This window comes from Streptomyces sp. PTY087I2, assembly GCF_001687325.1.
GTDB lineage: Bacteria > Actinomycetota > Actinomycetes > Streptomycetales > Streptomycetaceae > Streptomyces.
The window spans coordinates 171,012-195,749 of sequence record NZ_LZRD01000012.1; the positions used below are offsets into that span (position 1 = coordinate 171,012).

The window sequence follows — 24,738 nt, forward strand, 5'->3', positions numbered from 1 at the left end:
CCCGGCTCAGCCCTCCCCGGCCAGGGCCTGCGCGCAGCCTTCGACGGCATCCTCGCGGGTGGCGTAGCGCGGCAGGTTCTGGCCGGTCCCTTCCCGCAGGACGTCGGGCGGCCCCAGCAGATCGCGTGGGTCGACGACGGCCGCGCGCCGCCCGTCGGACAGGAGCCGCGCGAGTCCGGTGTGCAGCATGGCCAGGGCCACCGAGTCGATGGCCGTGACGTCGTGCAGGTCGAGTACCACGGAGCCGCCGTTCGGCCCCGACTCGTCCAGGGCGTACAGCACGCGTTCGGCGGCGGTGAAGTCGATGGATCCCTGGGCGACGACGACGCCGACCTGTTCGTGGAGGACCCGTTCGTGCTCGGCGGAGGGCGCCGACGGCAGATCGTCCGCGGTCGTGACGAGGGTGACGGTGGAGCCCGGCAGCGCGGGGTTGAGCATGAGGTGGAGCCCGTACCGCTCCGACATCGTCTCCAGCGCGGCGTGGCCGCGGACCGAACCGCCGGTGGCGTCCAGCGGCGGGCTGTAGGTGGCGACCCCGAAGCGGGCGGGGCCCACCGCGATGAGGCCGCCGGACACCCCGCTCTTGGCGGGCAGCCCGACGCGCAGCAGCCAGTCGCCGGAGCCGTCGTACATGCCGCAGGTCGCCATGACGGCGAGGACCCGGGCGGCGACCTCGGCGGAGACGACCTGCTCGCCGGTGACCGGGTTGACGCCGCCGTAGGCGAGCGTCGCGGCCATCGTGGCGAGGTCGATCGTGGTGACGCGGATCGCGCACTGGCGGAAGTAGCGGTCGACGGCGAGGACCGGGTCGACGGGCATGGTGCCGGTGGAGCGGATCAGATAGGCCAGCGCCCGGTTGCGGTCCCCGGTCACCGATTCCGAGCTGAACACCTCTTCGTCGACGTCCAGTTCACGTCCGGCGAACCGGCCGAGACAGTGCAGGATCCGGTCGAAGGCGGGCTCGTCGGGGGTGTCGGGGATCAGGGCGGTGGTGACGATCGCACCGGCGTTGACCATGGCGTTGGCGGGCCGGCCGGTGTCGGGTTCGAGGCTGATGGCGTTGAATGCCTCGCCGCTCGGCTCGGCGCCCACCCAGCGGCTCACCTCGTCGAGGCCGAGCGCGGAGAGCGCGAGGGCGTAGATGAAGGGTTTGGAGACGGACTGGAGGGTGAAGGGGATGTCGGCCTCGCCCGCGCTGTAGCGGTGTCCGTCCATGCTGACCAGCGCGAGCCCGAAGGCGTCCGGGTCGGCGAGGGCCAGCTGGGGGATATAGTCGGCCGGCTTCCCGTCCCGTACGCCGATGAACCGGGCGCGCAGGTTCTCCAGCGAGTCGGTCACCGCGTCGGCGGCGCTCATGCCCTCGCCCCTCAGCCGCGCTCGGCCTGGGCGATCCGGGGGAAGGTCTTCACCCCGGCGGCCTTGCGGCTGTTGGCCTGGGCGTCGACCGTGCGGTCCGGCGGCGCGTCCTCGATGCCGACGACGACGGTGTCCAGGACCTTGTCCCCGGCGTCGACGAACTCCACCTTCACGGCGTAGAACGCGGCCTCGTCGGTGGGGTTGGTGACGCGGACGAGCGCGCTGCGGACCTCCTCGGAGCCGCTGAGCGGCAGCCCGTTGACCGAGACGTCGGCGACGGCGTTGCCCCGCCCCTCCACCTCGTCGAGGCGCTTCGTCGCCTCCTGCCGTACGCGTTCGGACTCGGCGGACACCGAGGCGGCGAAGCTCTCCTGGGTGCGCGGGCTCGGGGACTCGGCGGGCGACTCCTCCGGCTCGGGCGTGAGGGTGTGGACGCCCCGGTCGGTGCCTTCGCCGGTGGTGTCGGAGTCGCAGGCCGCCGTACCGGCGAGCAGCAGGGCCGCGACCGCGGCGGGGGCCAGGGCGCGCGCGGCGCGGGCCCGGCGCGCGGGGAGGTTCGCTTTCACGGACGGTCCGTCCAATCCAAGAGTGGGGTCCGGGGTGCGGAAGAGATCCGGGTGGGGGAAGAAGGTGTGCGGGGCGGGTCAGGCCGTGTCGTCGCCGAAGATGTCGCGGAGTTTCGCCTCGCGCTCGGTGTCGAGGTTGCTGTGGAGGAGTTCGGCGCCGTCGCCGGGTAGCTGGGCGCCGATCCGGTCGGGCACCTCGTTCATGGTCAGCAGGAACAGCGCCGAGGTTCCGGGCGTCACCTTCTCCTTGACCTCGGCGATGAAGTCGTCGTCGATCCCGACGTCCGCGAGCTTCCCGCCGAGCGCTCCGGCGGCCGCTCCGATGGCCGCGCCCAGCAGCGGCATGAGGAAGATCAGCCCGAAGAGCATGCCCCAGAAGGTGCCGCTGAGGGCTCCGGCGCCGACGAGGTTGTTCAGCTGTTTGGTACGCGGCTTGGCCCGGTCGGCGGGCCAGCTCACCACGGCCGCGTCGAGGATCTTGATCAGCCCTTCCTTCTGAAGGGATTTCAGGGACTCCTCGACCTGCTCCGCGCCGTCGGCCGTCCGGAACTTCCACACCGTGAGCGTGGACATCGCGCACCCTCCTGCACACCCGCTCCTGCACTCCGAGCAACAACTCGCCCATATTAGGATCAAAAGGTATGAATTGACTCGTCGAAGCATCCGCTTCATACGGGAGCGGGTCGAGCCCCGGGAGGGAACGATGGATACGGACGCCCTGACCGCCGATGTGTTGCGGGAGCTGCGGGCGACCCGGCCCTATCCGGCGCTGTCCCTGACCATGCCGACCCATCGCAAGGCCCCGGACAACGCCCAGGACCCGGTCCGGCTGCGGAATCTGGTGGCGGAGGCCGGGCACCGGCTCGACGCCGACCCGGAGGTCAGCCGTGAGGTCGCGGCCGCTCTGCGGGCCCAGTTGGAGCGGGCGGCGGAGGAGGTGGACCCGCGCGGGGCGCTGGACTCCCTGGTGCTCCTGGTCACCACCGACGATTACCAGATCTGGCGGCTGCCGCGTACCGCACCCGAACGGGTGGTGCTCAGCGACACCTTCCTCACCCGCAACCTCGTCGCGGCGAAGGCCCAGACGCGGCCGTTCCGGGCGCTGACCGTCGCCGCCGACCACGCCACGCTGTGGATCGGGACCGGCGACGGCATCCGGCCGGAGAGGACCGGCGGCTTCCCGCTGACCGCGCCGAAGGAGCCCCCGAACCCGCAGCGCGAGGAGCGGATCGGGGACACCCCGAGCACGTTCACCGACGAGGAGACCCGGAACTTCTTCCGCGATGTCGACGAGAAGCTGCGCACGGTGCTCGCCGACGATCCGCGTCCGCTGTACGTGATGGGCCTCGCCCCCGCTCTCGCCCTGCTGGACGAGGTCGGCGAGAGCTCGCGGTCCGCGATCGGCCGGGTCGCCAAGGGGGCGCCGGCCGACCTGCCGCCCGCCGATGTCCTCCGGGAGCTGCGGCCCGCCCTGGAGGAGGGCGCGCATCAGGCGGCGGCCGGGGTGGAGACCCGGCTCGACCACGCCCGCAGCGCCCACTCCTTCGCCGGCGGGCTCGACGAGGTGTGGGCCGCCGTCCGGGAGGGCCGGGCGGGTCTGGTCGCGGTCGAGGAACACTTCCAGGCGACCGTGCGGGTGACCGACGAGCATCTGGAGCCGGTGCCCGAGGGGACGGAGCAGAGCGCGGACGGCACGGTCCGCGAGGACATCGTCGACGAACTGGTCGAAGCGGCGCTGGACAGCGGTGCCGACGTCGTGTTCGTGGAGGACGACTCGCTGGCGGAGCACGGCCGGATCGCGGCGGCCCTGCGCTACTGACCAGCCCCGGGGAGGGGCCGGTGGCCGTCAGCCCAGGCGGCGGACCGGCTGCCCGTCGAGGAACGCCCTGATGTCCTCCACCGCCTGGCCGTAGTACGTCTCGTAGTTGGCGCGGGTCACATAACCCAGGTGCGGGGTGGCCAGCAGACGCGGGGCCGTCCGCACCGGGTCGTCGGCGGGCAGCGGCTCGACGTCGAACACATCGGTCGCCGCCCCGGCGATGGTGCCCGCGTCCAGGGCGGCGAGCAGGGCGGCCGTGTCGACGATGGCCGCCCTGGAGGTGTTGACCAGGTACGCGGTCGGGCGCATCCGGGCGAGTTCGGCCGCGCCGATCAGCCCCCGGGTCCGCTCGCCGAGCGCCAGGTGCACGGAGACGAAGTCGCTCTCGGCCAGCAGCTCTTCCTTGGAGGCGGCCGGCCTCACCCCGACCTCGTCGGCCCGTTCCTTCGTGAGGTTCTGGCTCCAGGCCACCACGTCCATGCCGAAGGCCAGGCCCACCTGCGCCACGCGGGCGCCGATCTTCCCGAGCCCCAGCAGACCGAGCGTCCGCCCGTGCAGATCGGCCCCGAGGGTGGACTGCCAGGGCCCGCCCGTGCGCAGGGCCTCGGCCTCGGGGACGATCCCCCGCGCCAGGCCCAGCAGCAGCGCCCAGGTGAGCTCGACGGGCGGGGTGGAGGAGCTGGCGGTGCCGCAGACCTCGACGCCGTGCCGCCGCGCGGCGTCGAGGTCGATGACGGAGTTGCGCATACCGGAGGCGACGAGCAGCCGCAGCCGGGGCAGCCGGGCGAACAGCTCCGCCGGGAAGGGCACCCGCTCGCGCAGGGTGACCACGATGTCGAAGCCGTCGAGGGCGGCGACCGTCTCGTCCACGGTCGCGAGGTGGTCGGTGAACGTCACGATCTCGACGTCGTCGGTGACGGGCGACCAGTCGACGACGGTGGTGGCCACGGACTGGAAGTCCTCGATGACGGCGCAGCGCAGCTTCATGGCAGCCTCTCTCCGGCCGGGCAGGGTCGCCGTCCATGATCGCGCATCGCCTCGCGCGGGCCGTACGGGCCCCCGGTGAACAGGCCGGTCAGCCGCCCCACCTCCAGTCCACGACCTCCGGCAGGTCCGTGCCGTGCTCCCGGATCCAGTCGTGGTGGCGGCTGCGGATGTCCGCCATCTCCTGGCGTACGGCGACGGCGCGGACACCGAGGCCCGGGACCCGGTCGATGACGTCCATGACCAGCCGGTAGCGGTCGAGGTCGTTGCGGACGACCATGTCGAACGGGGTGGTCGTGGTGCCTTCCTCCTTGTAGCCGCGCACATGGAGGTTGGCGTGGCCGTTGCGGCGGTAGGCGAGCCGGTGGATCAGCCACGGATAGCCGTGGTAGGCGAAGATCACCGGCTTGTCGCGGGTGAACAGGGCGTCGAACTCGGAGTCCGGCATGCCGTGCGGGTGTTCCGACTCGGGCATCAGCCGGGCGATGTCGACGACGTTGACCACACGCACCGCCAGCTCCGGCAGATGGCGGCGGATGAGGTCGGCGGCGGCCAGGATCTCCTGCGTGGGTACGTCCCCGGCGCAGCCGAGGACCACGTCGGGTTCCCGGCCGCCGTCCTCGGTCCCGGCCCACTCCCAGGCCCCGGCGCCGCGCGCGCAGTGGGCGCGGGCCTCGTCCAGGGTGAGCCAGTCGAACGTCGGCTGCTTCCCGGCGACGACGACGTTGACGTAGTCCCGGCTGCGCAGCGCGTGGTCGGCGACCGAGAGCAGGGTGTTGGCGTCCGGCGGGAGGTAGACGCGGACGACCTCGGGGCTCTTGTTGAGGATGTGGTCGACGAAGCCGGGGTCCTGGTGCGAGAAGCCGTTGTGGTCCTGGCGCCAGACGTGCGAGGTCAGCAGGTAGTTGAGCGAGGCGATGGGCCGCCGCCAGGGCAGCCGGCGCGAGGTGCGCAGCCACTTGATGTGCTGGTTGACCATGGAGTCGACGATGTGGGCGAACGCCTCGTAACTGGAGAAGAGCCCGTGCCTGCCGGTGAGGAGATAGCCCTCCAGCCAGCCCTGGCAGAGGTGTTCGGAGAGCACCTCCATCACCCGGCCGTCGTGGGCGAGGTGTTCGTCGGTGGGAAGGGTGCCGGCCTGCCAGGCCTTGCCGGTGGCCCGGTAGAGGGCGTCCAGCCGGTTGGACGCGGTCTCGTCGGGGCCGACCACCCGGAAGTCCCTGCGGTCCGCGGTGGCGGCCATGACGCTCTCCAGGAGGCCGCCGAGCACCTTGGTCGGCTCGTGGAGGGAGGTCCCGGGCCTGTCGACCCGTACGGCGTGGTCCGCGAGATCGGGCAGCGGCAGGCCGCGCAGGAGCAGCCCTCCGTTGGCGTACGGGGTGGAGCCGAGGCGGGCCTCCCCCTCGGGCACACAGGCGAGGACCTGTGCGGTGGGGCGGCCGTCGGCGTCGAAGAGTTCGGCGGGCCGGTAGGAGCGCAGCCAGTCCTCCAGCTGCCGCAGATGCTCGGGGTTGTCGCGGACGCCGGAGAGCGGGACCTGGTGGGAGCGCCAGGTGTTCTCCACGGGCTGCCCGTCGACCTCTTCGGGGCCGGTCCAGCCCTTGGGGGTACGCAGCACGATCATGGGCCAGTGGGGGCGCTCGGTCACACCGTCCTCGCGGGCCGCCCGCTGGTACGCGCCGATGCGGTCGAGGGCGGTGTCCATGGCGGCGGCCAGGTCCCGGTGGACGGCGGCCGGGTCGTCGCCGCCGACGAACAGCGGGTCGTGGCCGTAGCCGCGCAGCAGTTGCTCCAGCTCCTCCTCGGGGATGCGGGCCAGGACCGTCGGGTTGGCGATCTTGTAGCCGTTGAGGTGGAGGATGGGCAGGACGGCCCCGTCGTGGACCGGGTCGAGGAATTTGTTGGCGTGCCAGGACGCGGCGAGCGGCCCTGTCTCGGCCTCCCCGTCGCCGATCACGCAGGCGACGAGCAGCTCCGGGTGGTCGAAGGCGGCCCCGTAGGCGTGGCTGAGGGCGTAGCCGAGTTCGCCGCCCTCGTGGATGGAACCGGGGGTCTCGGGGGCGACATGGCTGGGCACGCCGCCGGGGAACGAGAACTGTTTGAACAGCGCGCCCATGCCCTCGGCGTCGCGGCCGACGTCCGGGTAGGTGGCGGAGTAGCTGCCCTCCAGCCAGGCGTTGGCGAGGACGGCGGGTCCGCCGTGGCCGGGTCCCCAGACGCACAGGGCGCTCAGGTCGCGGGCCTTGATCACCCGGTTGAGGTGGGTGTGGACGAGGTTGAGTCCAGGCGAGGTTCCCCAGTGGCCGAGCAGCCGGGGCTTGATGTCGTCGGGGACGAGCGGCCGGGTCAGCAGGGGGTTGGCCATCAGGTAGATCTGGCCGACGGCGAGGTAGTTGGCCGCGCGCCAGTGCGCGTCGAGCGCGGCGAGTTCGTCGTCGGTGAGGGTGGCGGGCGTACGGGTGTCGCTCACGGAGCAGGTCTCCTCGTCGGGTGACGGCACACGGGCGGCTGTCCGGTGTCAGGAGGTCTTGGGGCCGTACCAGAGCGTGGTGGTGTTGCAGAACTCGCGGATGCCGTGTCCGGCCAGCTCACGGCCGTAACCGGAGCGTTTGATGCCGCCGAAGGGGAGGGCGGGGTGCGAGGCGGTCATCCCGTTGAAGAAGACGCCGCCGGCCTCCACATCGCGGGCGCAGCGTTCCTGTTCGCCCTGGTCGCGGGTCCAGACGTTGGAGCTGAGGCCGAAGGGGGTGTCGTTGGCCAGGTGGATCGCCTCGTCGAGGTCGGCGACCCGGTAGAGGGTGGCGACCGGGCCGAAGGCCTCCTCGCGGTGGATGCGCATGGCGGTGGTGATACCGGCGAGCACGGTGGGCTCGTAGAACCAGCCGTTCTCCAGGCCGCCACCCAGCTTGTCGGGACGGCGGCCGCCGCACAGCGTCTCGGCGCCGCGCTCGACGGCGTCGTCGACGAGTTCCTCCAGGTCGGCGCGGCCCTGTTCGGTGGAGAGCGGCCCGATGTCGGTGGCTTCCTCCAGCGGGTCGCCGACGGTCAGGGCCCGCATGCCCGCGGTGAAGCGTTCGGCGAACGCGTCGTACACGTCGGTGTGGACGATGAACCGCTTGGCGGCGATGCAGGACTGACCGTTGTTCTGGACGCGCGCGGTGACGGCGGTGGCGGCGGCCTTCTCCACGTCCGCCGAGGGCAGGACGAGGTAGGGGTCGCTGCCGCCGAGTTCCAGCACGGTCTTCTTGACCTCGTCACCGGCGGTGGCGGCGACGGCACGCCCGGCGGGTTCGCTGCCGGTGAGCGTGGCGGCGACGACGCGCGGGTCGCGCAGGACGGCCTCGACGGCGCCCGAGCCGATCAGCAGCGTACGGAAGCAGCCCGCCGGGAATCCGGCCCGGTGGAAGAGGTCCTCCAGGTAGAGGGCGGTGTGCGGGACGTTCGACGCGTGCTTGAGGAGTCCGACGTTGCCCGCCATCAGCGCGGGCGCGGCGAAGCGCACCACCTGCCAGAGCGGGAAGTTCCACGGCATGACGGCGAGGACCACGCCGAGCGGCCGGTAGCGGACCAGGGCGCGGGAGGCGCCGGAGTCCGTCACATCGGCGGGGTCCGGGTGTTCGTCGGCGAGCAGCCCCTCGGCACGGTCGGCGTACCAGCGCATCGCCTTCGCGCACTTGGCCGCCTCCGCGCGGGCCGCGGTGATGGGCTTGCCCATCTCCAGGGTCATCGTGCGGGCGATGGTGTCGCGGTCCTCGTCGAGGAGGCCGGCGGCCCGGTTCAGCCAGGCCGCGCGCTGCTGGAAGGGGGTGGTGCGGTACTGGCGGAAGGTCTCCGCGGCGGCGGTGATCCGGCGTTCGGTCTCCTCCTCGCCGAGGGCGTCGAATGACCTGATAAGTTCGCCGTTCGCGGGGTTGACCGTCGCGATGGGCATGGCAGTGGCCTCCTTGCATCGGTAGTCCGACCGTGCCGCGCCGCACCGGTCCGCGCAACGCGGCCCTCCCCTCCCCCGCACGTACCCGGCCGACGCGGATCATGCGTGCCCGGGGGCACGATCCGCGTCGGCCGGTGTGCGGGCCGCCCTGCTCGGGGCGGTCACACGAGCGCCGCCGCCGGGACGTCGAGGGCGGTGCGGACGCCGGGCAGCGGGGCGTACGGGAGCAGTCCCGCGGTCTTCGGCGCCTCGGCGTAGCGGGTGAACCAGACCACTTTGCCGTCCGTGGTCCGGCAGGTGCCCCAGCTGTCGCTGAGGGCCATGACCCGGCTCAGCCCGCCGCCGGCCGGCAGGAGCCGGGGCATCCGGGCGCTGTTGTCGGCGACGGACACGGTCACGTGCCGTCCGGTCCAGCGGAGTTCGAGGACGCAGGTGTTGCCGTCGCCGACATGCCGGTGGACGTTGGTCAGGAGTTCGTCCAGGGCCCGGCACACGGGCCGGACGTGCAGATCGAGACTCCAGTGACGGAGGTGCGCGGCGACGATCCGCCGCAGCTGGGAAACGCGCTCTGCCGACACGTGCAGTTCGACCGAATAGTGCCGGTCGAGTGGAACGGTCATCGTCGAGGCTCCTCACCACGAGGCCCACGTGCTTCACCCCGTCGTACTTCACCCCGTCGTACGAACGACCCCCGAACACGAAGCGTGAGCACCTATCACTTCTGGGTCACTCCTCAGGGTGAGGCCGGTACGCCGGACGCGCAACAGCTGGGCCGTCCGTGCTGGTGGGGGCGGTGCCCGGTCACAGCAGGTAGGGCAGCAAGGTGTCCGGGGTGAGGGGCAGTTCGCGCAGCCGGGCTCCGGTGGCGTGGCGGACCGCGTTCCCGATGGCGGCGGCGGTGCCGACGATCCCGATCTCGCCGATGCCCTTGCTGCCCATGGGGTTGAGGTGGCGGTCGTCCTCCTCGATCCAGTGGGCCTGGATGTCGGCGGTGTCGGCGCAGACGGGCACGTGGTAGGAGGCGAGGTCCTTGGCGGTGAAGTCGCCGAAGACCGGGTCGATGCCGCAGCCCTCGGTGAGGGCCATGCCGATGCCCATCACCATGCCGCCGGTGAACTGGGAGCGGGCGGTGCGCGCGTTGAGGATCCGCCCGGCGGCGTACACGCCGAGGAGGCGGCGGACGCGCACCTCGCCGGTGACGGCGTCGACGGCCGCCTCGGCGAAGTGCGCGCCGAAGGCGTGCCGGGCGTACGGGGACTCCTCGGCGGTCTCCTGCTCGGTGTCGGCGGTGGTGGTGATCCCCTCGGCGGGGAGCGGCCCGGTGTGCTCGGCGAGGCGGGCGGCGAGAGCGGCGGCGGCCTTGTGCACGGCCCAGCCCCAGGAGGCGGTGCCGGAGGAGCCGCCGGCCAGCGGGGCGGTGGGCAGGCCGGTGGAGCCGATGTCGACCTGGACGGCCGCGGGGTCGGACCCGAGCGCGTCGGCGGCGATCTGGGCCAGCACGGTGCGGGCCCCGGTCCCGATGTCGGTGGCGTTGACCCGGATGCGCAGGGAGCCGTCCGGTGCGGCGTGGGCGCTCGCGGTGGACCGGGAGACGAGGACGGGGTACGTCGCGGAGGCCACGCCCGTACCGAGGAGCCAGCGGCCCTCCTGGCGGGCGGCGGGGCGGGGGTCGCGGTCGTGCCAGCCGAAGCGTGCCGCGCCCTCGCGGAGGCAGGCGGCGAGGCCGCGGCTGCTGAAGGGGCGGCCGCTGTCCGGTTCGGTGGCGGGTTCGTTGCGCAGCCGCAGCTCCACGGGGTCGAGGCCGAGCGCGGAGGCGAGTTCGTCCATGGCGGACTCCAGGGCGTACATCCCCGAGGCCTCTCCCGGGGCGCGCATCCAGGAGGGGCTGGGCACGTCGAGGGCGACCACCCGGTGCCCGGTGCGGCTGTTCGGCGAGGCGTACATGACGCGGGCGGGCACGGCGGCCTGCTCGACGAACTCCTTCACGGTGGAGGTCTGGGTGACCACCTCGTGGCTGACGGCGGTGAGCATGCCGTCGAGGTCGGCGCCGAGCCGGACCCGCTGGATCGTGGGAGCCCGGTGCCCGACGACCTCGGCGAGCTGGCCCCGCGGGAGGACGAGCTTGACGGGACGCCCGGTGTGCCGGGCGGCCATCGCGGCCAGGACCCCCTGGGGGCGGGTGGTGCCCTTCGAGCCGAAGCCGCCGCCGACGTGCTCGGAGACCACGGTGATCTGTTCCGGGTCAAGACCGAACGCCTGGGCGAGGCTGCCGCGTACCTTGTCGGATCCCTGGCTGGAGTCGTGGACGGTGAGGTGTCCGTCGGTCCACACGGCGGTGGCGGCGTGCGGTTCCATGGGGTGGTTGTGCAGCGCGTCCATCCGGTATGTCGCGTCGATCTGGACGGGCGAGGCGGCCAGGGCCCGTTCGACGTCGCCCCGGTTGCGGACGGCGGGGAATCCGCCGTTGGCCTCCTCGGGCGTGTACAGGCCGGGGTGGTCCTCGGTGAGGGTGACGTCGTGCGGGTCGCGTTCGTACTCGATGTGGAGCTCCCCGGCTCCGGTCCGGGCGGCTTCCGGGGAATCCGCGATCACGAGGGCGACCGGGCGGCCGTGGTGCGGGACGCGGCCATCCTGGAGCACGGCGAGGATCGGGTCGTCGGGCTCCTGGAGCCGGTGCGCGTTGTCGTGGGTGAGCACGGAGTGGACGCCGGGTACGGCGAGGGCGTCGACGGCCCGTACGGCGGTGACGCGTCCGGCCGCGATCGTGGCCGGGACGGTCCAGGCGTACAGACAGCCGGCGGGCGTGCGGTCGGCCGCGTAGCGGGCGGTGCCGGTGACCTTGTCCCGGGCCTCTCTGCGGACGACGGGCGCACCGGGGAACTGCGGGGCTTGCGTGGTCATGGCGGGGGTCCTCGGGGGTGGGGGAGATCGGCCGTACGGGCGGGGTCGGCCGGTCCCTGCGCGTCCGGCCGGAGTCGGCGGAGTTGGCGGGGTCAGCCAGGAGCGCGGGTCAGCCGGTCCGGGCCGGCTGCTGGCGCTCGGTGAGTTCGCCCAGTACGTCCAGGGCGAGGCGGCGCGCGAGGTCCACCTTGAACGCGTTGTCGCGCAGCGGCCGTGCCTCGGCCAGTTCGGCGATCAGGGCGTGCTGGAAGGCGGCGGGGGTGGCCGGGGCGTCCCGCAGTTCGGCCTCGGCCCTGCGGGCCCGCCACGGCCGGTGGGCGACGCCGCCGAACGCGAGCGTGGCGTGCTCGACGCGGCCCGCCGCCACTCGCAGCGTCGCGGCGACGGAGACCAGCGCGAAGGCGAAGCTGGCCCGGTCGCGGGCCTTGCGGTAGCGGGAGGCCGCCCCGGGGACCGGCGGCGGGAGCACCACCTCGGTGATCAGCTCGCCGGGCCTGATCACGGTGTCCTGGTCGGGGTTCTCCCCCGGCAGACGGTGGAATTCGGTGAGCGGCACGGCCCGTTCGCCCTCGGGCCCGAGGAGGTGCACGGCCGCGTCCAGCGCGGCGAGGGCCACGGCCATGTCTGAGGGGTTGGTGGCCACGCACTCCGGCGAGTGCCCGAGGACCGCGAGGTCGCGGTGGGTCCCCTCGCGCGCGGGGCAGCCGGAGCCGGGGAGCCGTTTGTTGCAGGGCTTGGAGACGTCCTGGAAGTAGCGGCACCGGGTGCGCTGGAGCAGATTGCCGCCGGTGGTGGCCGCGTTGCGGAGCTGGCCCGACGCCCCGGCCAGCAGCGCCTGGGACAGGACCGGGTAGTTCTCCGTGACGTCGGGGTGGGCGGCGAGGTCGCTGTTGCGCACGGTGGCGCCGATGCTCAGGCCGCCCTCCGCCGTCCGGGTCACCCGGTGCAGAGGCAGGCCGGAGACGTCGATGAGGACCCGGGGCGTCTCCACGCCGAGCTTCATCAGGTCCACCAGATTGGTGCCGCCGCCCAGGAAGCGGGCGCCGGGGCCGGCCGCGCAGAGCCGGACGGCCTCGTCGGTGGAGGCGGGGCGCGCATAGCCGAACGGTTTCACCCGATCACGTCCTCGATGGCTTCGACGATCCGGGGGTAGGCCCCGCACCGGCACAGGTTGCCGCTCATGCGTTCGCGGATCTCGTCGGCGTCGAGTGCGACCGGCCCGGTCGCGGTGTCCGGCGCGGTGACGTGCGAGGGGTGTCCGTCGGCGGCCTCGCGGAGCATGCCCACGGCCGAGCAGATCTGGCCCGGGGTGCAGAAGCCGCACTGGAGGGCGTCCCGCTCGACGAACGTCCGCTGCACCGGGTGCAGGCTCTCGCCGTCGGCGAGCCCTTCCACCGTGGTGACCGTGGCGCCGTCCTGGGCCACGGCGAGCAGCAGGCAGCTGTTGACCCGCCGCCCGTCGACGAGGACCGTGCAGGCCCCGCACTGGCCGTGGTCGCAGCCCTTCTTGGCTCCCGTGAGGCCGAAGCGCTCCCGGAGCGTCTCCAGGATTGTGGCGCGGTGGTCGACGGTCAGCGTCGTCTCCTCGCCGTTGACGAACAGGGTCACGGTGGAGTGTTCGTCGACGACCGGTTCGGGTTCGAGGTCCGCTCCGAGAGCGAGGGAATCCATGCGCGCCTTTCGCTTCGCCGTACGGCCGGGTCACCCCGGCCGGGACTGGTTCGGGCCCGGTCAGCGGTTCTGGAGCCGCAGCCGGACCTCCTGCTCCTGGTCCCCGGCGGCCGTGCCGACGACGCTCACCGCGAAGGCCCCGGTGAGATGGGTCCGCAGCCGGTCGACGGCCCAGTAGCCGCCCTGGGCGTCCACCGTGACCGGTGCGGTGAGGCGGGCGGGGGTGGCGTCGGCCATCGGTTCGGTCACGTCGACGGTGGTGACCCAGACGGTCGGGCGGGGGCCCGAGGTCTGCTCGGGGGTCTCGCCCATCGGGTGGTCGGAGGCGAAGCCGGTGGCGAGCACGTCGAACACGGTCCGGGCGTCCTCGGTGTCGCAGCGGCTGAGCGAGACCACCACCTCCCGGCCCGCCGGGTGCTCCTCGCCGCTCTGCTCGGGGGTGCTGTTCACCGTGGTTCCTTCCGGGGGTCTGAAACTTCCTGAGGGCGGGCAGGAGGGCTGTCCTGACTCGCGGTCTTGAAACGCGTTTCCCCTGAGATACCCATAAAACATGAATTGCTGTGAATAGCTGACTGATGCCCTTCTCTCGGGGTATGCGGATGACATGGATGTTCTGAAGGCAGTCAATGCGGTCGATGCGCCCGCCGAGGTCCCGCTCGCGGACGGCACAGGCGCCCTCGGGGTCTTCCTGGGCGTCGTGGCGGTGGCCGTCGTGGCCCTGCTGATCGGCGGCTTCCTCCTCAGCAAGCGCAAGCACGACGCCGAGCCTCCGCCGCCCCGGCCCGATGAGCAGCCGCCGAAGCCCGAACGGCGTACGCACATCGAGCAGACCGACCCGCACTCCTCCGACCGGTTCCCCGAGGACGGCCACGCTCTGTCACCGTACGAGCTGAAGGACCACGGCAACGGCCCGCTGCCGCCCGACGAGGAGCAGCCCCGAGGCTGATCCGCCCGTCCAGCCCGTCCTGCCCGTCCCCCGGAGGGCGTCTCGCCGGCCCCCTCGGTCCAGGAGGTTGTGATGGCCGGCTCGGCCGCCGACCGACGTACGCGTCTCACGGTCCTGGTCGCGCTCGCGGCCAACCTCGTGATCGCCGCGGCCAAGACCGTGGGCGGACTGGCCTCGGGCTCCCCCGCCCTGCTGTCGGAGGCCGCCCACTCGGTCGCCGACAGCCTCAACGAGGTCTTCCTCCTCGCCGCGCTGCGGCGCAGCCGCCGTCCCGCCGACGCCCGTCATCCGTTCGGATACGGCAAGGAGCGGTTCTTCTGGGCGTTGCTCGCCGCGGTCGGGATCTTCGTGATGGGCGGTTGTTTCTCGTTCTACCAGGGGCTCTCCGCGCTGCGCCGGGACGAACAGGAGACCCCCGCGGGCTACACGGCGGGGCTGATCGTCCTCGGAGTGGCCTTCGTCGCCGAGGCCACATCCCTCACGCGGGCCCTGCATCAGGCGCGCGGCGAGAAGCGCGGCTCGCTGGACCCGGCGCTGCGCACCGTCATCGCGGAGGACAGCACGGCGGTTCTCGGCGTCACCCTGGCGATGGCGGGCATGGGTCTGCATCTGGCCACCGGCAGTGTGGTGTGGGAGGCGGCGGCCTCGCTGGGGATCGGGCTGCTGCTCGTCTATGTGGCCTTCCGGCTCGGGCGGGACGCCCGTGACCAGTTGATCGGCGAGGCCGTCGATCCGGAGCTGCGCCGCGAGCTGGTGGGGTTCCTGATGCGCCAGGGCGAGATCGACAACGTCGCCGAGCTGCTCACGATGCGCCTCGGCATGGACTCGGTCCTGGTGGCCGCGCGTATCGACCTCGCCCCGGGCATCGACAGCGAGCGCGTCGAGGAGGTCTCGATGCGCATCAGGGAGGCGATGGCCGACCGGTGGCCGCAGGCCGACCAGGTCTTCCTCGACGTCACGAACGCCCCGCCGCGCGCCGGGCTGTGACCCGCGCGCGTCCGGCCCGCGTTGCGGGACCGGGCGGGCCGGTCGACGCTGGTTCCTGGACCGCAGCGGCCGGGCAGGACGCCGCTCCCCGACGAAGGCAGTGGACCATGACCGGAAGCGATCCCCGTACGGCCTCCTCGGCAGCGCCTCTGACGGGTCCTGCCGCACCGTGCTGGGTCACCCTCATGACGCGGCACCGGGAGACCGCCGAGCGGTTCTACTCCCAGGTCCTGGGCTGGTCGTTCCGCCCCGGACGGCTCGGGTCCGACTTCTCGGTCGCCTACCGAGGCCAGGTCCCGGTGGCCGGCCTCTTCGCCGTCTCCTCGGCGTTCCAGGTCGCGGTGGCCTGGACGCCGTACTTCGCGGTGGAGGACGCGAACGTGGCCGCCGCCCGGATCCGGGAGCGCAGCGGGACCGTGGCGGTGGGGCCGCTGACGCTCGGCAAGGGGCGCGGTGTGCTGGCCTCGGACCGGGACGGGGCGGCCTTCGGCCTGTGGGAGCGCACCGAACCCTCCACGTCGCCGCCGGCCCCCGCCGACCACGCGCACTCCTGGCTGCGGCTGCGGACCCGGAACGCCTTCGACGCGGCGATCTTCTACGGCGAGGTGCTCGACTGGGCGAGCGGGCGGCCGGGGAGCTGCGATGTCGCGTACGAGGGCGAGGAGGTCATCGTGCGGTGCGAGGGCCATCCGCTGGCCCGGATCAGCTCCGGGGCCGTGGAGGCCGCGGCCGACCCGCTGGTGCGCCCGCACTGGCAGGTCCAGTTCCCGGTGGCGGACCTCGCGGAGACGGTCTCCGCGGCCGAGCGGCACGGCGGCGCCCTCGTCGAGGACCGCACCGGCTTCGAGGGCACCGAGGTCACGCTGCGCGATCCGGACGGCGCGCTGTTCGCGGTCACGGATGTACGCAGCCCCGCCTGACGCCGCCTAGGCGCCGCGCCCCCGGTCTCCCGTGCTGTCCATGTCATCCATGTCATCCGTGTCGGTCTCGCGCGGGCCGGAATGCCCTCGGGCGATGGCCCACAGCGGGAAGACGAACCAGCAGATGAGGAACCACAGGGCCATCCCGCCGACCAGCCACAGGGCCGTCTCGTTGTGCAGGGCCACGCGCAGGATCAGCAGCAGCGTCGAGCACATGGTGCAGAAGAGGAGCACCAGGCCGAGGACGGTCATCCGCGAGGCCCAGATCACCGTCTCGGGCTTCATCCGGCGGCCGGTGAGCAGCCGGTGGTACGAGACGGGCCCGATGAGCGCCGCGGCGGTCGCGGAGCCCAGCATCACGGTCACCACGTAGATGTTCCGGTCGACGTCCCCCAGCTCCTCGAACCGTGACTGGAAGACCACCGCGAGCAGGAAGCCGAACAGGATCTGCACCCCGGTCTGCGCGACGCGCAGTTCCTGGAGGAGTTCGGACCACTGCCGGTCCGCCCGCTCCTCCTGGGTCTCCTCCCGCCCTCTGCCAGAGGTCTCCGTCATCGGTGTCTCTCCTCGTCTCGACCCGAACGCGCTCGACCCGGCTGCCCGGCGCGTCTAAGATCGCCGCAGGGCATCGCGCGTCGGTCACCGGCCGGGTGAGGCGTGGAGGTAGCCCGTGAGATGCCCGTTGGAGGCATTCCACCGTGTCAGTCGAGTTGAACCACACCATCGTCCATTGCAAGGACAACCGCGAGTCCGCCGAGTTCTTCGCGGATCTGCTGGATCTGCCGGTCGGCGAGGAGTGGGGTCCGTTCATTCCGGTCGTTCTCGCGAACAGCGTCACGCTGGATTTCGCGACGATTCCCGCCGATTCGATCACCCCGCAGCACTACGCCTTCCTCATTTCGGAGGCGGAGTTCGATTCCGCGTTCGCGAAGATCCAGGCGCAGGGAATCGAGTTCTACGCCGATCCCCAGAAGAAGCACCCCGGCGAGATCAACCACAATGACGGCGGGCGGGGCGTGTATTTCCCCGATCCCGGCGGTCACTGGCTGGAGCTGATCACCCGCCCGTACGGCGGCTGACCGGCACCCTCAGCCGGTCCGGAGCAGGAGTTCGGGTCGGTCCCACATCACCGCGGGCGGGCGCGCCCGGACCGTGCCGACGGGTTCGGCGCCGATGCTCCGGTAGAAGCCCTCGGCGGGCGGGTGGGACACGATCCGGACGCCCGTGAGCCCGGCGTCGCGGGCCTCCTCGCGCAGATGGGTGGCGAGCAGCCGGCCGATGCCGAGCCCCTGGGCTGCGTCGGCGACGAACATCAGGTCCAGTTCGGGCGGGTCCAGGAGCAGCGCGTAGAACCCGAGAACCTGGTCCGTCGCGTCGTCCACGGCGACGAAAACCCTGTGCGCCTCGATGTAGTCCGGTCCGACCCGGTAGCCCGCGACCATCGGGGCGTACGGGCCCTCGTACGCGCGTGACGTCCGGACGAGCCGGGTCAGCCGGGCGGCGTCGCGCGCCACGGCCCGGCGGATCACCACGTCGGCACGCCCGTGTCGTTGTCCTGCGCTGCCCACTCCCATACGGCGATTATGCGGCACCTCCCCGGGGCGGCGGGTTCGGCCCGGGGCAGCCCGCCTGCCTCGAACGGGGATCCGGGGGTACACGAACTCCAGCACGCCGTCCGGCGATTGCCGCCGGGCCCGGACCGAAAGGGGTTGACCACTGTGCGACAGCAGAGCTACGTACCGGCCGATGAACGTTGGGGGCGGTAGCCGTGACGACAGCGATCATCATCATCGCCGTGGTCGCCGTGGCGGCCATCGCCGCGTTCTTCCTGCTCCGTGGACGTATCGGCGGCGGCCGGGGGCTGCGCAGCCGCTTCGGCCCGGAGTACGACCGGGTGGTCGCCCGCCACGGCGGCGACACGGAGGCGGCCGAGCGGGAGCTCGCCGATCGGGTGAAGCGGCACGGGGCCATCGACGAGCGCCCGCTGACCGAGGAAGCCCGGGCTCGCTACGCCGCCCGCTGGGCGGGCGCCCAGGAGCTGTTCGTCGAATCGCCGGAGCGCTCGCTGGCCGAGGCCGACGCGCTGCTGGCCGATCTGTCGCGCGAGCGCGGCTTCCCGGACGGCGACGACTTCGAGGACCGTACGGACGCGCTCTCCGTCCACCACGCCGCGCACGTCGACGGCTACCGCCGGGTGCACACCGCGCGAGGCGGGGACGCGGACACCGAGGAGAGGCGCGCGGCCCTCATCGAGGCCCGCAAGCTCTTCGACGCCCTGCTCGGGGGCGGCCCGTCGGGGCGTGAGCACGGCAGCCGGCATCTGGTGAAGGGACGCGGCACCTCATGACGCGGACACCGAACGACAGGACGAACCCGCCCGTCGGCACCCGGCTTCCGGAGGGCGCCGACCCCATCGACACGGGTACGCCCGTCCGGCGCCCGGGCACGCCGGACCCGGCCACGAGGACGGCCACGGGCATGGAGAAGGAGACGGAACCGGAACCGGCAGGGCCGGCCGAGGACGGCCCGCACCCCGGGAAGCCGCTGTTCGCCCCCGAGGAGCGGGAGGCCTTCGCCGCCCGGATCCAGCAGGCGGTGACCGGATTCGTGGAGGACCCGCGCCGGGCGGTACGGGACGCCGACGCCACGTACGAGGAGGTCGTCGCGGACCTCGGAGCCGCCCTGGCGGAACGCGGGCGGCGGCTGCGGTCCGGGAAGGACGGGAGCGGAGCGGACTCCGGCGCGGACACCGAGGATCTGCGGATCGCCCTTCAGCACTACCGCGACCTGACGGAGCGCCTCGTACGCCTGTGACGGGGGCTCGTACGACCGTGGGTGGGAAGGGGCCGGTCCGGCCGAGAGCGTTCTCGGCCGGACCGGCCCCTTCACCCGTGGCCGCGTCAGCCGCGGACCACCAGGCCGTCGCGCAGCCGTTCCCGTACGGCGTCGGACACGCGCAGGCCGTTGCGGACGTAGCCGTCGAAGCCGCCCCACCGCTCGTCCATGGCGTCGAGCGCCACGTCGAGATAGCGGGGGCGGACCTCGATGATCGCCGCGGCGACGGCGGGGTCGCCGCCGCCGTCCAGGAACTTCGCCACGTACGGGGCGAAGGCGGCCCGTACGGCGGGGTTGACCGCGAGGAAGTCGGAGCGCACCGTCGCGCGGGGCGCTCCGAGGATCATCAGCAGGACGGCCGCCGCCCAGCCGGTACGGTCCTTGCCCGCCGTGCAGTGGAAGAGCACCGGGCGGGCGGCGGCGTCGGCCGCCGTCTCCAGGAAGGCCCGGTAGGCGGCCGCGGCGCCCGGTGAGAGAACCATCTTGCGGTAGGTCTCGGCGAAGAGTTCCTCGGCCCGGCCGCCCCCGAGTGTCCGTTCGGCCTCGACCGGGTCGGCGAGCAGGGAGCGGAGCCGGGCGGGTGCCACGCCCGGGTGGTCGCCCAGCACATCGGCGACGAAGAGCCGGGCCCGGTCCGGCAGCCGGTCCGGGGCCCACTGGCGCTCGTCGGCGGTGCGCAGGTCCACGACGGTGCGGATGCCGAGCGCGGCCACCGCGCGGTCGCGTGCCGGGTCGAGTTCGCTCAGCTGGCCCGAGCGGAACAGGACGCCCTGCCGCACCCGGCGGTCACGCCCGAGGGCGATACCGCCCAGGTCGCGCAGATTGAGAACGGTGGAGGCCGGAACGGTCCGGGCGGTCTGCACGATGAACTGCCTCTTTCCCCGATTTTCCCCGATGAATTCCAGGAATTCCCCATACCAGGACCGACGACGTACGCGTCAGTCCGACAGAAGCCTGGTCTTCTGCTCCACGAACTCGGCGTCGGTGAGGATCTCGCGCTTCCACAGTTCGGCGAGCCGCTCCAGCCGGTTGATGATGTCGTCGCCCGCGGCCTCGTCCGTACCCGCCCCGTCGGCGCCGAGTCGTTCGTGTGCCACGAACGTGCCGCCCGCCTCGCGGGCCGTACGGGCGAGCTCCGTGGTCCACAGGTCCTCCCGGACGACGATCGCGACGACATCGCCCGCCGGAACGCCCTTGTCGAGCCGGTCGATGTCCTCCGGGCTCAGCACCGCCGCCGCCCCGCCCTCCCCCGTATCGGCGGGAACCACTCCCTCGGGGTCCAGCTCCCGCAGCTCCACGGGGGCCGGGGCGCCGCCTTCGGTCCGCCGGACGAAGGCCAGGTCAGCGGCGCGTACGGCACCGGACGACACGGCTTCGGCGAGCGCGGGGGCGACCGACCCGGTGAAGCGACTGCCGGGAAAGGCGATGACGAGGTGTTCCACAGGTCCGACGGCCACGGTCGCGTCCTCTCCGTGTCCCGGCGGCCGCGGGGGCGCCGGGGTGGATACGGCATTCCAGGGATGGCATAAGAAATCAGGAAACTTCGCACATAATATGCATCAGTACCCCAATTCATCCGATGTCGAGGATCGTCGTGTTGCCCTCGCGCGTCCGCCCGGACCGGTTACGCGACCGTAGGTAAAGGATCAAGTACATGCCTGAGAGGGCAAGGTCACAGCATGTGCCCCTGCTGCTCCTTCGGCGCACTGCCCTAGCATCTGAGCATGACGGTCCAGCCTGCTGACGGGCTCTCTCCGGCCGCCGCGTTCCCCGACCCTTCCCACGACCAGTGGCAGAGCCTCGTCGAAGGCGTACTGCGCAAGTCGGGCAAGGAAGTCTCGGGCCCGGCCGCCGAGGAAGCGCTGTCCACCACACTGGAGGACGGGCTCACCACCCGCCCCCTCTACACCGCGAGCGACGAGTCGCCGGACACCGGTTTTCCCGGCTTCGCCCCCTTCACCCGGGGCAGCAGGGCCGAGGGGAACGCGGCGGGCGGCTGGGATGTGCGCCAGCGCCACGCCCTGACCGACCCGGCCCGGCTCAATGAGGCGCTGCTCGGCGATCTGGAGAACGGGGTCACCTCGCTCTGGCTCACGGTGGGCGGTCCGGCAGGCGTGCCCGTCGACGGGCTCGCGCGGGCGCTGGACGGTGTGTACCTCGATCTCGCGCCCCTCGCGCTGGACGCCCCGGCCGACCTGGACGGCGCCGCGACGGAGCTGCTGCGCCTGTACGAGGAGCGCGGCGTCGCCAAGGACGAGGCGCGCGGCACGCTGGGCGCGGACCCGCTGGGCCATGAGGCCCGGACGGGCGTCGAGGCGGATCTCGGCCCGGCCGTGCGCTGGGCGCAGCGGTGCGACGCGGAGTACCCCGGGCTGCGGGCGATCGTCGTGGACGCGTTGCCGTACCACGAGGCGGGCGGTTCGGCCGGTGAGGAGCTGGGGCTCTCCCTGGCCACCGGCGTCGCCTATCTGCGGGCCCTGACCGCTGCCGGGATGAGCGTGGAAGCGGCCTGCGGGCAGCTGGAGTTCCGGTACGCGGCCACCGCCGACCAGTTCCTGACCATCGCCAAGCTGCGCGCGGCGCGCCGGCTGTGGGCGCGGGTCGCCGAGGCGTCCGGGGCTCCCGCCGCCGGGGCGCAGCGGCAGCACGCGGTCACCTCGCCGGTGATGATGACGCGCCGCGACCCGTGGGTGAACATGCTGCGCACCACGCTCGCCACGCTGGGCGCGGGGGTGGGCGGCGCGGACTCCGTGACCGTGCTGCCGTTCGATCACGCGCTGGGCCTGCCCGACGCGTTCGCGCGGCGCATCGCCCGTAACACCTCGACGATCCTGATGGAGGAGTCGCACCTGGCGCGGGTCATCGACCCGGCGGGCGGCTCCTGGTACGTGGAGCGGCTGACCGACGAACTCGCCGCGGCCGCCTGGGCGTACTTCCAGGAGACCGAGCGGGCGGGCGGCCTGCCCGCCGCCCTGCGCTCGGGCACGGTCGCCGAGCGGCTGGCCGCGACCTGGGCGGCGCGCAGCGCGAAGCTGGCGCGTCGCAAGGAACCGATCACCGGGGTCAGCGAGTTCCCGATGCCCGGCGAGCGCCCGGTGGAGCGCGAGCCGGCCCCCGACGCCTACGCCGGTGCCCCGGGCGGTCTGCCCCGGGTCCGGCGGGACGAGGCGTTCGAGGTGCTGCGCGCGCGGTCGGACGCGCACCTCGCGGCGACGGGTAGCCGTCCGAAGGTGTTCGTCGCGGCGCTCGGCCCGGCCGCCGCGCACACGGCACGGGTCTCCTTCGCCGTCAACCTCTTCGGGGCGGGCGGGGTCGAGGCGGTGCACGACCCGGTCTCCGTCGACGCGGACACGGCCGCCGGTGCGCTGGCCGCCTCCGGGGCGCCGGTCGCCGTGCTGTGCTCGTCGGACGCGCTCTACGCCGAGCAGGCGGACGCCGTGGCCGGTGCGCTGAAGTCGGCGGGCGCGACGCAGGTGTTCCTCGCGGGGCGCCCCGGCGAGTACGCCGATGTCGACTCCTATGTCTTCGCGGGCTGCGACGCGGTCGCCGTTCTCACCTCCGTTCTCGACCGCATGGGAGTGGCGTGATGCCGACCTCGCCCACGGACCGCAACGCCTCCGTTCCCGACTTCTCCGACGTACCGCTCGTGTCCACCGAGCCCGCCGCTTCGGCTGCTTCGGCCGGGGAGTGGCAGGCGGCCGTGACCAAGGCGGCCGACGGCGCCGAGGCGCCGCTCTGGGAGACGCCCGAGGGGATCACGGTCAAGCCGCTCTACACCGGTGAGGACCTGGAGGGCCTGGACGCGCTGCACAGCTACCCGGGCATCGCCCCGTATCTGCGCGGGCCTTACCCGACGATGTACGTCAACCAGCCCTGGACGATCCGTCAGTACGCCGGTTTCTCCACGGCCGAGGAGTCCAACGCCTTCTACCGGCGTAACCTCGCGGCCGGGCAGAAGGGTCTGTCGGTCGCCTTCGACCTGCCGACCCACCGGGGTTACGACAGCGACCACCCGCGCGTGACCGGTGACGTCGGTATGGCCGGGGTGGCCATCGACTCCATCTACGACATGCGCCAGTTGTTCGACGGCATTCCGCTGGACCGGATGTCGGTGTCGATGACGATGAACGGCGCGGTGCTTCCCGTGCTGGCGCTGTACATCGTGGCCGCCGAGGAACAGGGCGTACCGCCCGAGAAGTTGGCCGGGACCATTCAGAACGACATTCTGAAGGAGTTCATGGTCCGCAACACCTACATCTATCCGCCGTCGCCCTCGATGCGGATCATCTCCGACATCTTCGCGTTCACCTCGCAGAAGATGCCGCGCTACAACTCCATCTCGATCTCCGGCTATCACATCCAGGAGGCCGGGGCGACGGCCGATCTGGAGCTGGCGTACACGCTCGCCGACGGCGTGGAGTATCTGCGCGCCGGACAGGAAGCCGGCCTGGACGTCGACGCGTTCGCGCCGCGCCTGTCGTTCTTCTGGGCGATCGGGATGAACTTCTTCATGGAGGTCGCCAAGTTGCGGGCGGCCCGGCTCCTGTGGGCGCGGCTGGTCAAGCAGTTCGACCCGAAGAACCCCAAGTCGCTTTCGCTGCGCACCCATTCGCAGACCTCGGGGTGGTCGCTGACCGCGCAGGACGTGTTCAACAACGTGACGCGTACGTGTGTGGAGGCGATGGCCGCGACGCAGGGCCACACCCAGTCGTTGCACACCAACGCCCTCGACGAGGCGCTGGCGCTGCCCACCGACTTCTCGGCGCGGATCGCCCGTAACACCCAGCTCCTGCTCCAGCAGGAGTCCGGCACCTGCCGGGTCATCGACCCGTGGGGCGGCAGCGCTTACGTGGAGAAGCTGACGCGCGACCTCGCGGAGCGGGCCTGGCAGCACATCGAGGAGGTCGAGGCGGCCGGCGGGATGGCGAAGGCCATCGACGCGGGCATCCCCAAGCTCCGGGTGGAGGAGGCGGCCGCGCGGACGCAGGCGCGGATCGACTCCGGGCGGCAGCCGGTGATCGGCGTGAACAAGTACCGGGTGGAGACCGACGAGCAGATCGATGTGCTCAAGGTCGACAACTCCTCGGTGCGGACGCAGCAGATCGAGAAGCTGCGCCGGCTGCGCGAGGAGCGCGACGAGGTGGCGTGCCAGGAGGCACTGCGGGCGCTGACGGCCGCGGCCGAGCGCGACCCCGGTCCGGGCCTGGAGGGCAATCTGCTGGCGCTGGCGGTCGACGCGGCGCGCGCGATGGCCACGGTCGGCGAGATCTCGGACGCGCTGGAGAAGGTGTACGGCCGGCACGCGGGGCAGATCCGTACGATCTCCGGTGTGTACCGCAAAGAGGCAGGAGAGTCCCCTTCCGTGGACCGGACCCGTGCGCTGGTCGACGCGTTCGAGGAGGCGGAGGGCCGTCGGCCGCGCATCCTGGTCGCCAAGATGGGCCAGGACGGCCACGACCGGGGCCAGAAGGTGATCGCCACGGCCTTCGCCGACCTGGGCTTCGACGTGGACGTCGGCCCGCTGTTCCAGACGCCGGGCGAGGTGGCGCGGCAGGCCGTCGAGGCCGACGTGCACATCGTGGGCGTCTCCTCGCTGGCGGCGGGACATCTGACGCTGGTGCCCGCGTTGCGCGAGGAGCTGGCCGCCGAGGGCCGCGAGGACATCATGATCGTGGTGGGCGGGGTGATTCCGCCGCAGGACGTCGAGGCCCTGCACGAGGCGGGCGCCGCCTCGGTCTTCCCGCCGGGGACGGTGATCCCGGACGCGGCCCACGACCTGGTGACGCGGCTCGGCGCCGCGCTCGGCCACGAGCTGTGAGCCG

At 72.5% G+C, this 24,738-nt stretch carries 24 protein-coding genes; 9 read left to right on the plus strand and 15 right to left on the minus strand.

Annotated elements, in window-relative coordinates:
- Positions 1-6 precede the first annotated feature (6 nt).
- The 3 genes from glsA to A3Q37_RS15725 form a co-directional block, all read right to left on the minus strand.
- Positions 7-1,356, minus strand: coding sequence for a glutaminase A (gene glsA / locus A3Q37_RS15715; protein WP_065484649.1), 1,350 nt, complete (start codon positions 1,354-1,356; stop codon positions 7-9).
- A gap of 11 nt (positions 1,357-1,367) precedes the next feature.
- The gene (locus tag A3Q37_RS15720) at positions 1,368-1,922 is read right to left on the minus strand and encodes a hypothetical protein (protein WP_065484652.1); all 555 of its coding nucleotides are present in this window, start codon (positions 1,920-1,922) and stop codon (positions 1,368-1,370) included.
- A 78-nt stretch (positions 1,923-2,000) separates the two neighbouring features.
- Positions 2,001-2,495: a DUF1269 domain-containing protein gene (locus A3Q37_RS15725; protein WP_065484655.1), complete on the minus strand. Its 495-nt coding sequence runs from the start codon at positions 2,493-2,495 to the stop codon at positions 2,001-2,003.
- 130 nt (positions 2,496-2,625) lie between these two features.
- Between A3Q37_RS15725 and A3Q37_RS15730 the strand changes: the two genes are divergently transcribed.
- Positions 2,626-3,741 (plus strand): chemotaxis protein, encoded by a 1,116-nt coding sequence (locus tag A3Q37_RS15730; protein WP_065484657.1) that lies wholly within the window; start codon positions 2,626-2,628, stop codon positions 3,739-3,741.
- A gap of 27 nt (positions 3,742-3,768) precedes the next feature.
- Here A3Q37_RS15730 and A3Q37_RS15735 read toward each other — a convergent pair whose 3' ends face one another.
- From A3Q37_RS15735 to A3Q37_RS15770, 8 genes are all read right to left on the minus strand, one after another.
- Positions 3,769-4,728 carry a D-2-hydroxyacid dehydrogenase family protein gene (locus tag A3Q37_RS15735; protein ID WP_065484660.1) on the minus strand — a complete coding sequence of 320 codons (960 nt, stop codon included), beginning with the start codon at positions 4,726-4,728 and terminating at the stop codon, positions 3,769-3,771.
- Positions 4,729-4,816: 88 nt separating this feature from the next.
- A complete protein-coding gene (locus tag A3Q37_RS15740; RefSeq protein ID WP_065484664.1) occupies positions 4,817-7,195 on the minus strand; it encodes a phosphoketolase in 2,379 nt (792 codons plus the stop codon).
- A gap of 48 nt (positions 7,196-7,243) precedes the next feature.
- Positions 7,244-8,656: an NADP-dependent succinic semialdehyde dehydrogenase gene (locus A3Q37_RS15745; RefSeq protein ID WP_065484669.1), complete on the minus strand. Its 1,413-nt coding sequence runs from the start codon at positions 8,654-8,656 to the stop codon at positions 7,244-7,246.
- Positions 8,657-8,817: 161 nt separating this feature from the next.
- Entirely contained in the window at positions 8,818-9,276 is a 459-nt protein-coding gene (locus A3Q37_RS15750) for an ATP-binding protein (protein WP_065484675.1), read from the minus strand.
- A gap of 181 nt (positions 9,277-9,457) precedes the next feature.
- The gene (locus tag A3Q37_RS15755) at positions 9,458-11,557 is read right to left on the minus strand and encodes a xanthine dehydrogenase family protein molybdopterin-binding subunit (RefSeq protein WP_065484678.1); all 2,100 of its coding nucleotides are present in this window, start codon (positions 11,555-11,557) and stop codon (positions 9,458-9,460) included.
- Positions 11,558-11,666: 109 nt separating this feature from the next.
- Positions 11,667-12,671 (minus strand): xanthine dehydrogenase family protein subunit M, encoded by a 1,005-nt coding sequence (locus A3Q37_RS15760; protein ID WP_065484681.1) that lies wholly within the window; start codon positions 12,669-12,671, stop codon positions 11,667-11,669.
- Complete coding sequence (locus tag A3Q37_RS15765) at positions 12,668-13,228, minus strand: 2Fe-2S iron-sulfur cluster-binding protein (RefSeq protein WP_065484684.1); 561 nt, start codon at positions 13,226-13,228, stop codon at positions 12,668-12,670. Before A3Q37_RS15765 ends, A3Q37_RS15760 begins: the two co-directional genes overlap by 4 nt.
- A 60-nt stretch (positions 13,229-13,288) precedes the next feature.
- Positions 13,289-13,678 (minus strand): hypothetical protein, encoded by a 390-nt coding sequence (locus tag A3Q37_RS15770; protein WP_065484687.1) that lies wholly within the window; start codon positions 13,676-13,678, stop codon positions 13,289-13,291.
- A gap of 154 nt (positions 13,679-13,832) precedes the next feature.
- Here A3Q37_RS15770 and A3Q37_RS15775 point away from each other — a divergent pair, with 154 nt between their 5' ends.
- From A3Q37_RS15775 to A3Q37_RS15785, 3 genes are all read left to right on the plus strand, one after another.
- Positions 13,833-14,174: a DUF6479 family protein gene (locus A3Q37_RS15775; protein WP_065484692.1), complete on the plus strand. Its 342-nt coding sequence runs from the start codon at positions 13,833-13,835 to the stop codon at positions 14,172-14,174.
- 72 nt (positions 14,175-14,246) lie between these two features.
- On the plus strand, positions 14,247-15,161 hold the full coding sequence (locus A3Q37_RS15780; protein WP_065484695.1) for a cation diffusion facilitator family transporter: 915 nt from the start codon (positions 14,247-14,249) through the stop codon (positions 15,159-15,161).
- Between the two features lie 107 nt (positions 15,162-15,268).
- Positions 15,269-16,081: a VOC family protein gene (locus A3Q37_RS15785; protein ID WP_065484698.1), complete on the plus strand. Its 813-nt coding sequence runs from the start codon at positions 15,269-15,271 to the stop codon at positions 16,079-16,081.
- A 6-nt stretch (positions 16,082-16,087) separates the two neighbouring features.
- On the opposite strand, the gene A3Q37_RS15790 is transcribed toward A3Q37_RS15785, so the two are convergent.
- Positions 16,088-16,636, minus strand: a complete 549-nt coding sequence (locus tag A3Q37_RS15790) for a DUF6328 family protein (protein WP_065484705.1) — start codon at positions 16,634-16,636, stop codon at positions 16,088-16,090.
- A gap of 143 nt (positions 16,637-16,779) precedes the next feature.
- Between A3Q37_RS15790 and A3Q37_RS15795 the strand changes: the two genes are divergently transcribed.
- Positions 16,780-17,160 (plus strand): VOC family protein, encoded by a 381-nt coding sequence (locus tag A3Q37_RS15795; RefSeq protein WP_065484712.1) that lies wholly within the window; start codon positions 16,780-16,782, stop codon positions 17,158-17,160.
- A gap of 9 nt (positions 17,161-17,169) precedes the next feature.
- Here the strand turns inward: A3Q37_RS15795 and A3Q37_RS15800 are convergent, their stop codons facing one another.
- Positions 17,170-17,655 (minus strand): GNAT family N-acetyltransferase, encoded by a 486-nt coding sequence (locus A3Q37_RS15800; protein ID WP_065484719.1) that lies wholly within the window; start codon positions 17,653-17,655, stop codon positions 17,170-17,172.
- Between the two features lie 194 nt (positions 17,656-17,849).
- Here A3Q37_RS15800 and A3Q37_RS15805 point away from each other — a divergent pair, with 194 nt between their 5' ends.
- Together A3Q37_RS15805 and A3Q37_RS15810 are read left to right on the plus strand one after the other, a co-directional pair.
- A complete protein-coding gene (locus A3Q37_RS15805; RefSeq protein ID WP_065484722.1) occupies positions 17,850-18,428 on the plus strand; it encodes a hypothetical protein in 579 nt (192 codons plus the stop codon).
- Positions 18,425-18,895 (plus strand): hypothetical protein, encoded by a 471-nt coding sequence (locus tag A3Q37_RS15810; RefSeq protein WP_065484725.1) that lies wholly within the window; start codon positions 18,425-18,427, stop codon positions 18,893-18,895. The genes A3Q37_RS15805 and A3Q37_RS15810 overlap by 4 nt, the downstream gene beginning before the upstream one ends.
- Before the next feature lie 86 nt (positions 18,896-18,981).
- On the opposite strand, the gene A3Q37_RS15815 is transcribed toward A3Q37_RS15810, so the two are convergent.
- Both A3Q37_RS15815 and A3Q37_RS15820 read right to left on the minus strand, forming a co-directional pair.
- Positions 18,982-19,779, minus strand: a complete 798-nt coding sequence (locus A3Q37_RS15815; protein WP_065484728.1) for a tyrosine-protein phosphatase — start codon at positions 19,777-19,779, stop codon at positions 18,982-18,984.
- A gap of 75 nt (positions 19,780-19,854) precedes the next feature.
- Entirely contained in the window at positions 19,855-20,373 is a 519-nt protein-coding gene (locus A3Q37_RS15820) for a DUF6325 family protein (protein ID WP_065484731.1), read from the minus strand.
- Positions 20,374-20,640: 267 nt separating this feature from the next.
- On the opposite strand from A3Q37_RS15820, the gene A3Q37_RS15825 reads away from it, so the two are divergent.
- Both A3Q37_RS15825 and scpA read left to right on the plus strand, forming a co-directional pair.
- Positions 20,641-22,503 (plus strand): methylmalonyl-CoA mutase subunit beta, encoded by a 1,863-nt coding sequence (locus A3Q37_RS15825; RefSeq protein ID WP_065484734.1) that lies wholly within the window; start codon positions 20,641-20,643, stop codon positions 22,501-22,503.
- Positions 22,503-24,734 (plus strand): methylmalonyl-CoA mutase, encoded by a 2,232-nt coding sequence (gene scpA / locus A3Q37_RS15830; RefSeq protein ID WP_065484737.1) that lies wholly within the window; start codon positions 22,503-22,505, stop codon positions 24,732-24,734. The genes A3Q37_RS15825 and scpA overlap by 1 nt, the downstream gene beginning before the upstream one ends.
- The last annotated feature ends 4 nt before the right edge of the window (positions 24,735-24,738 follow it).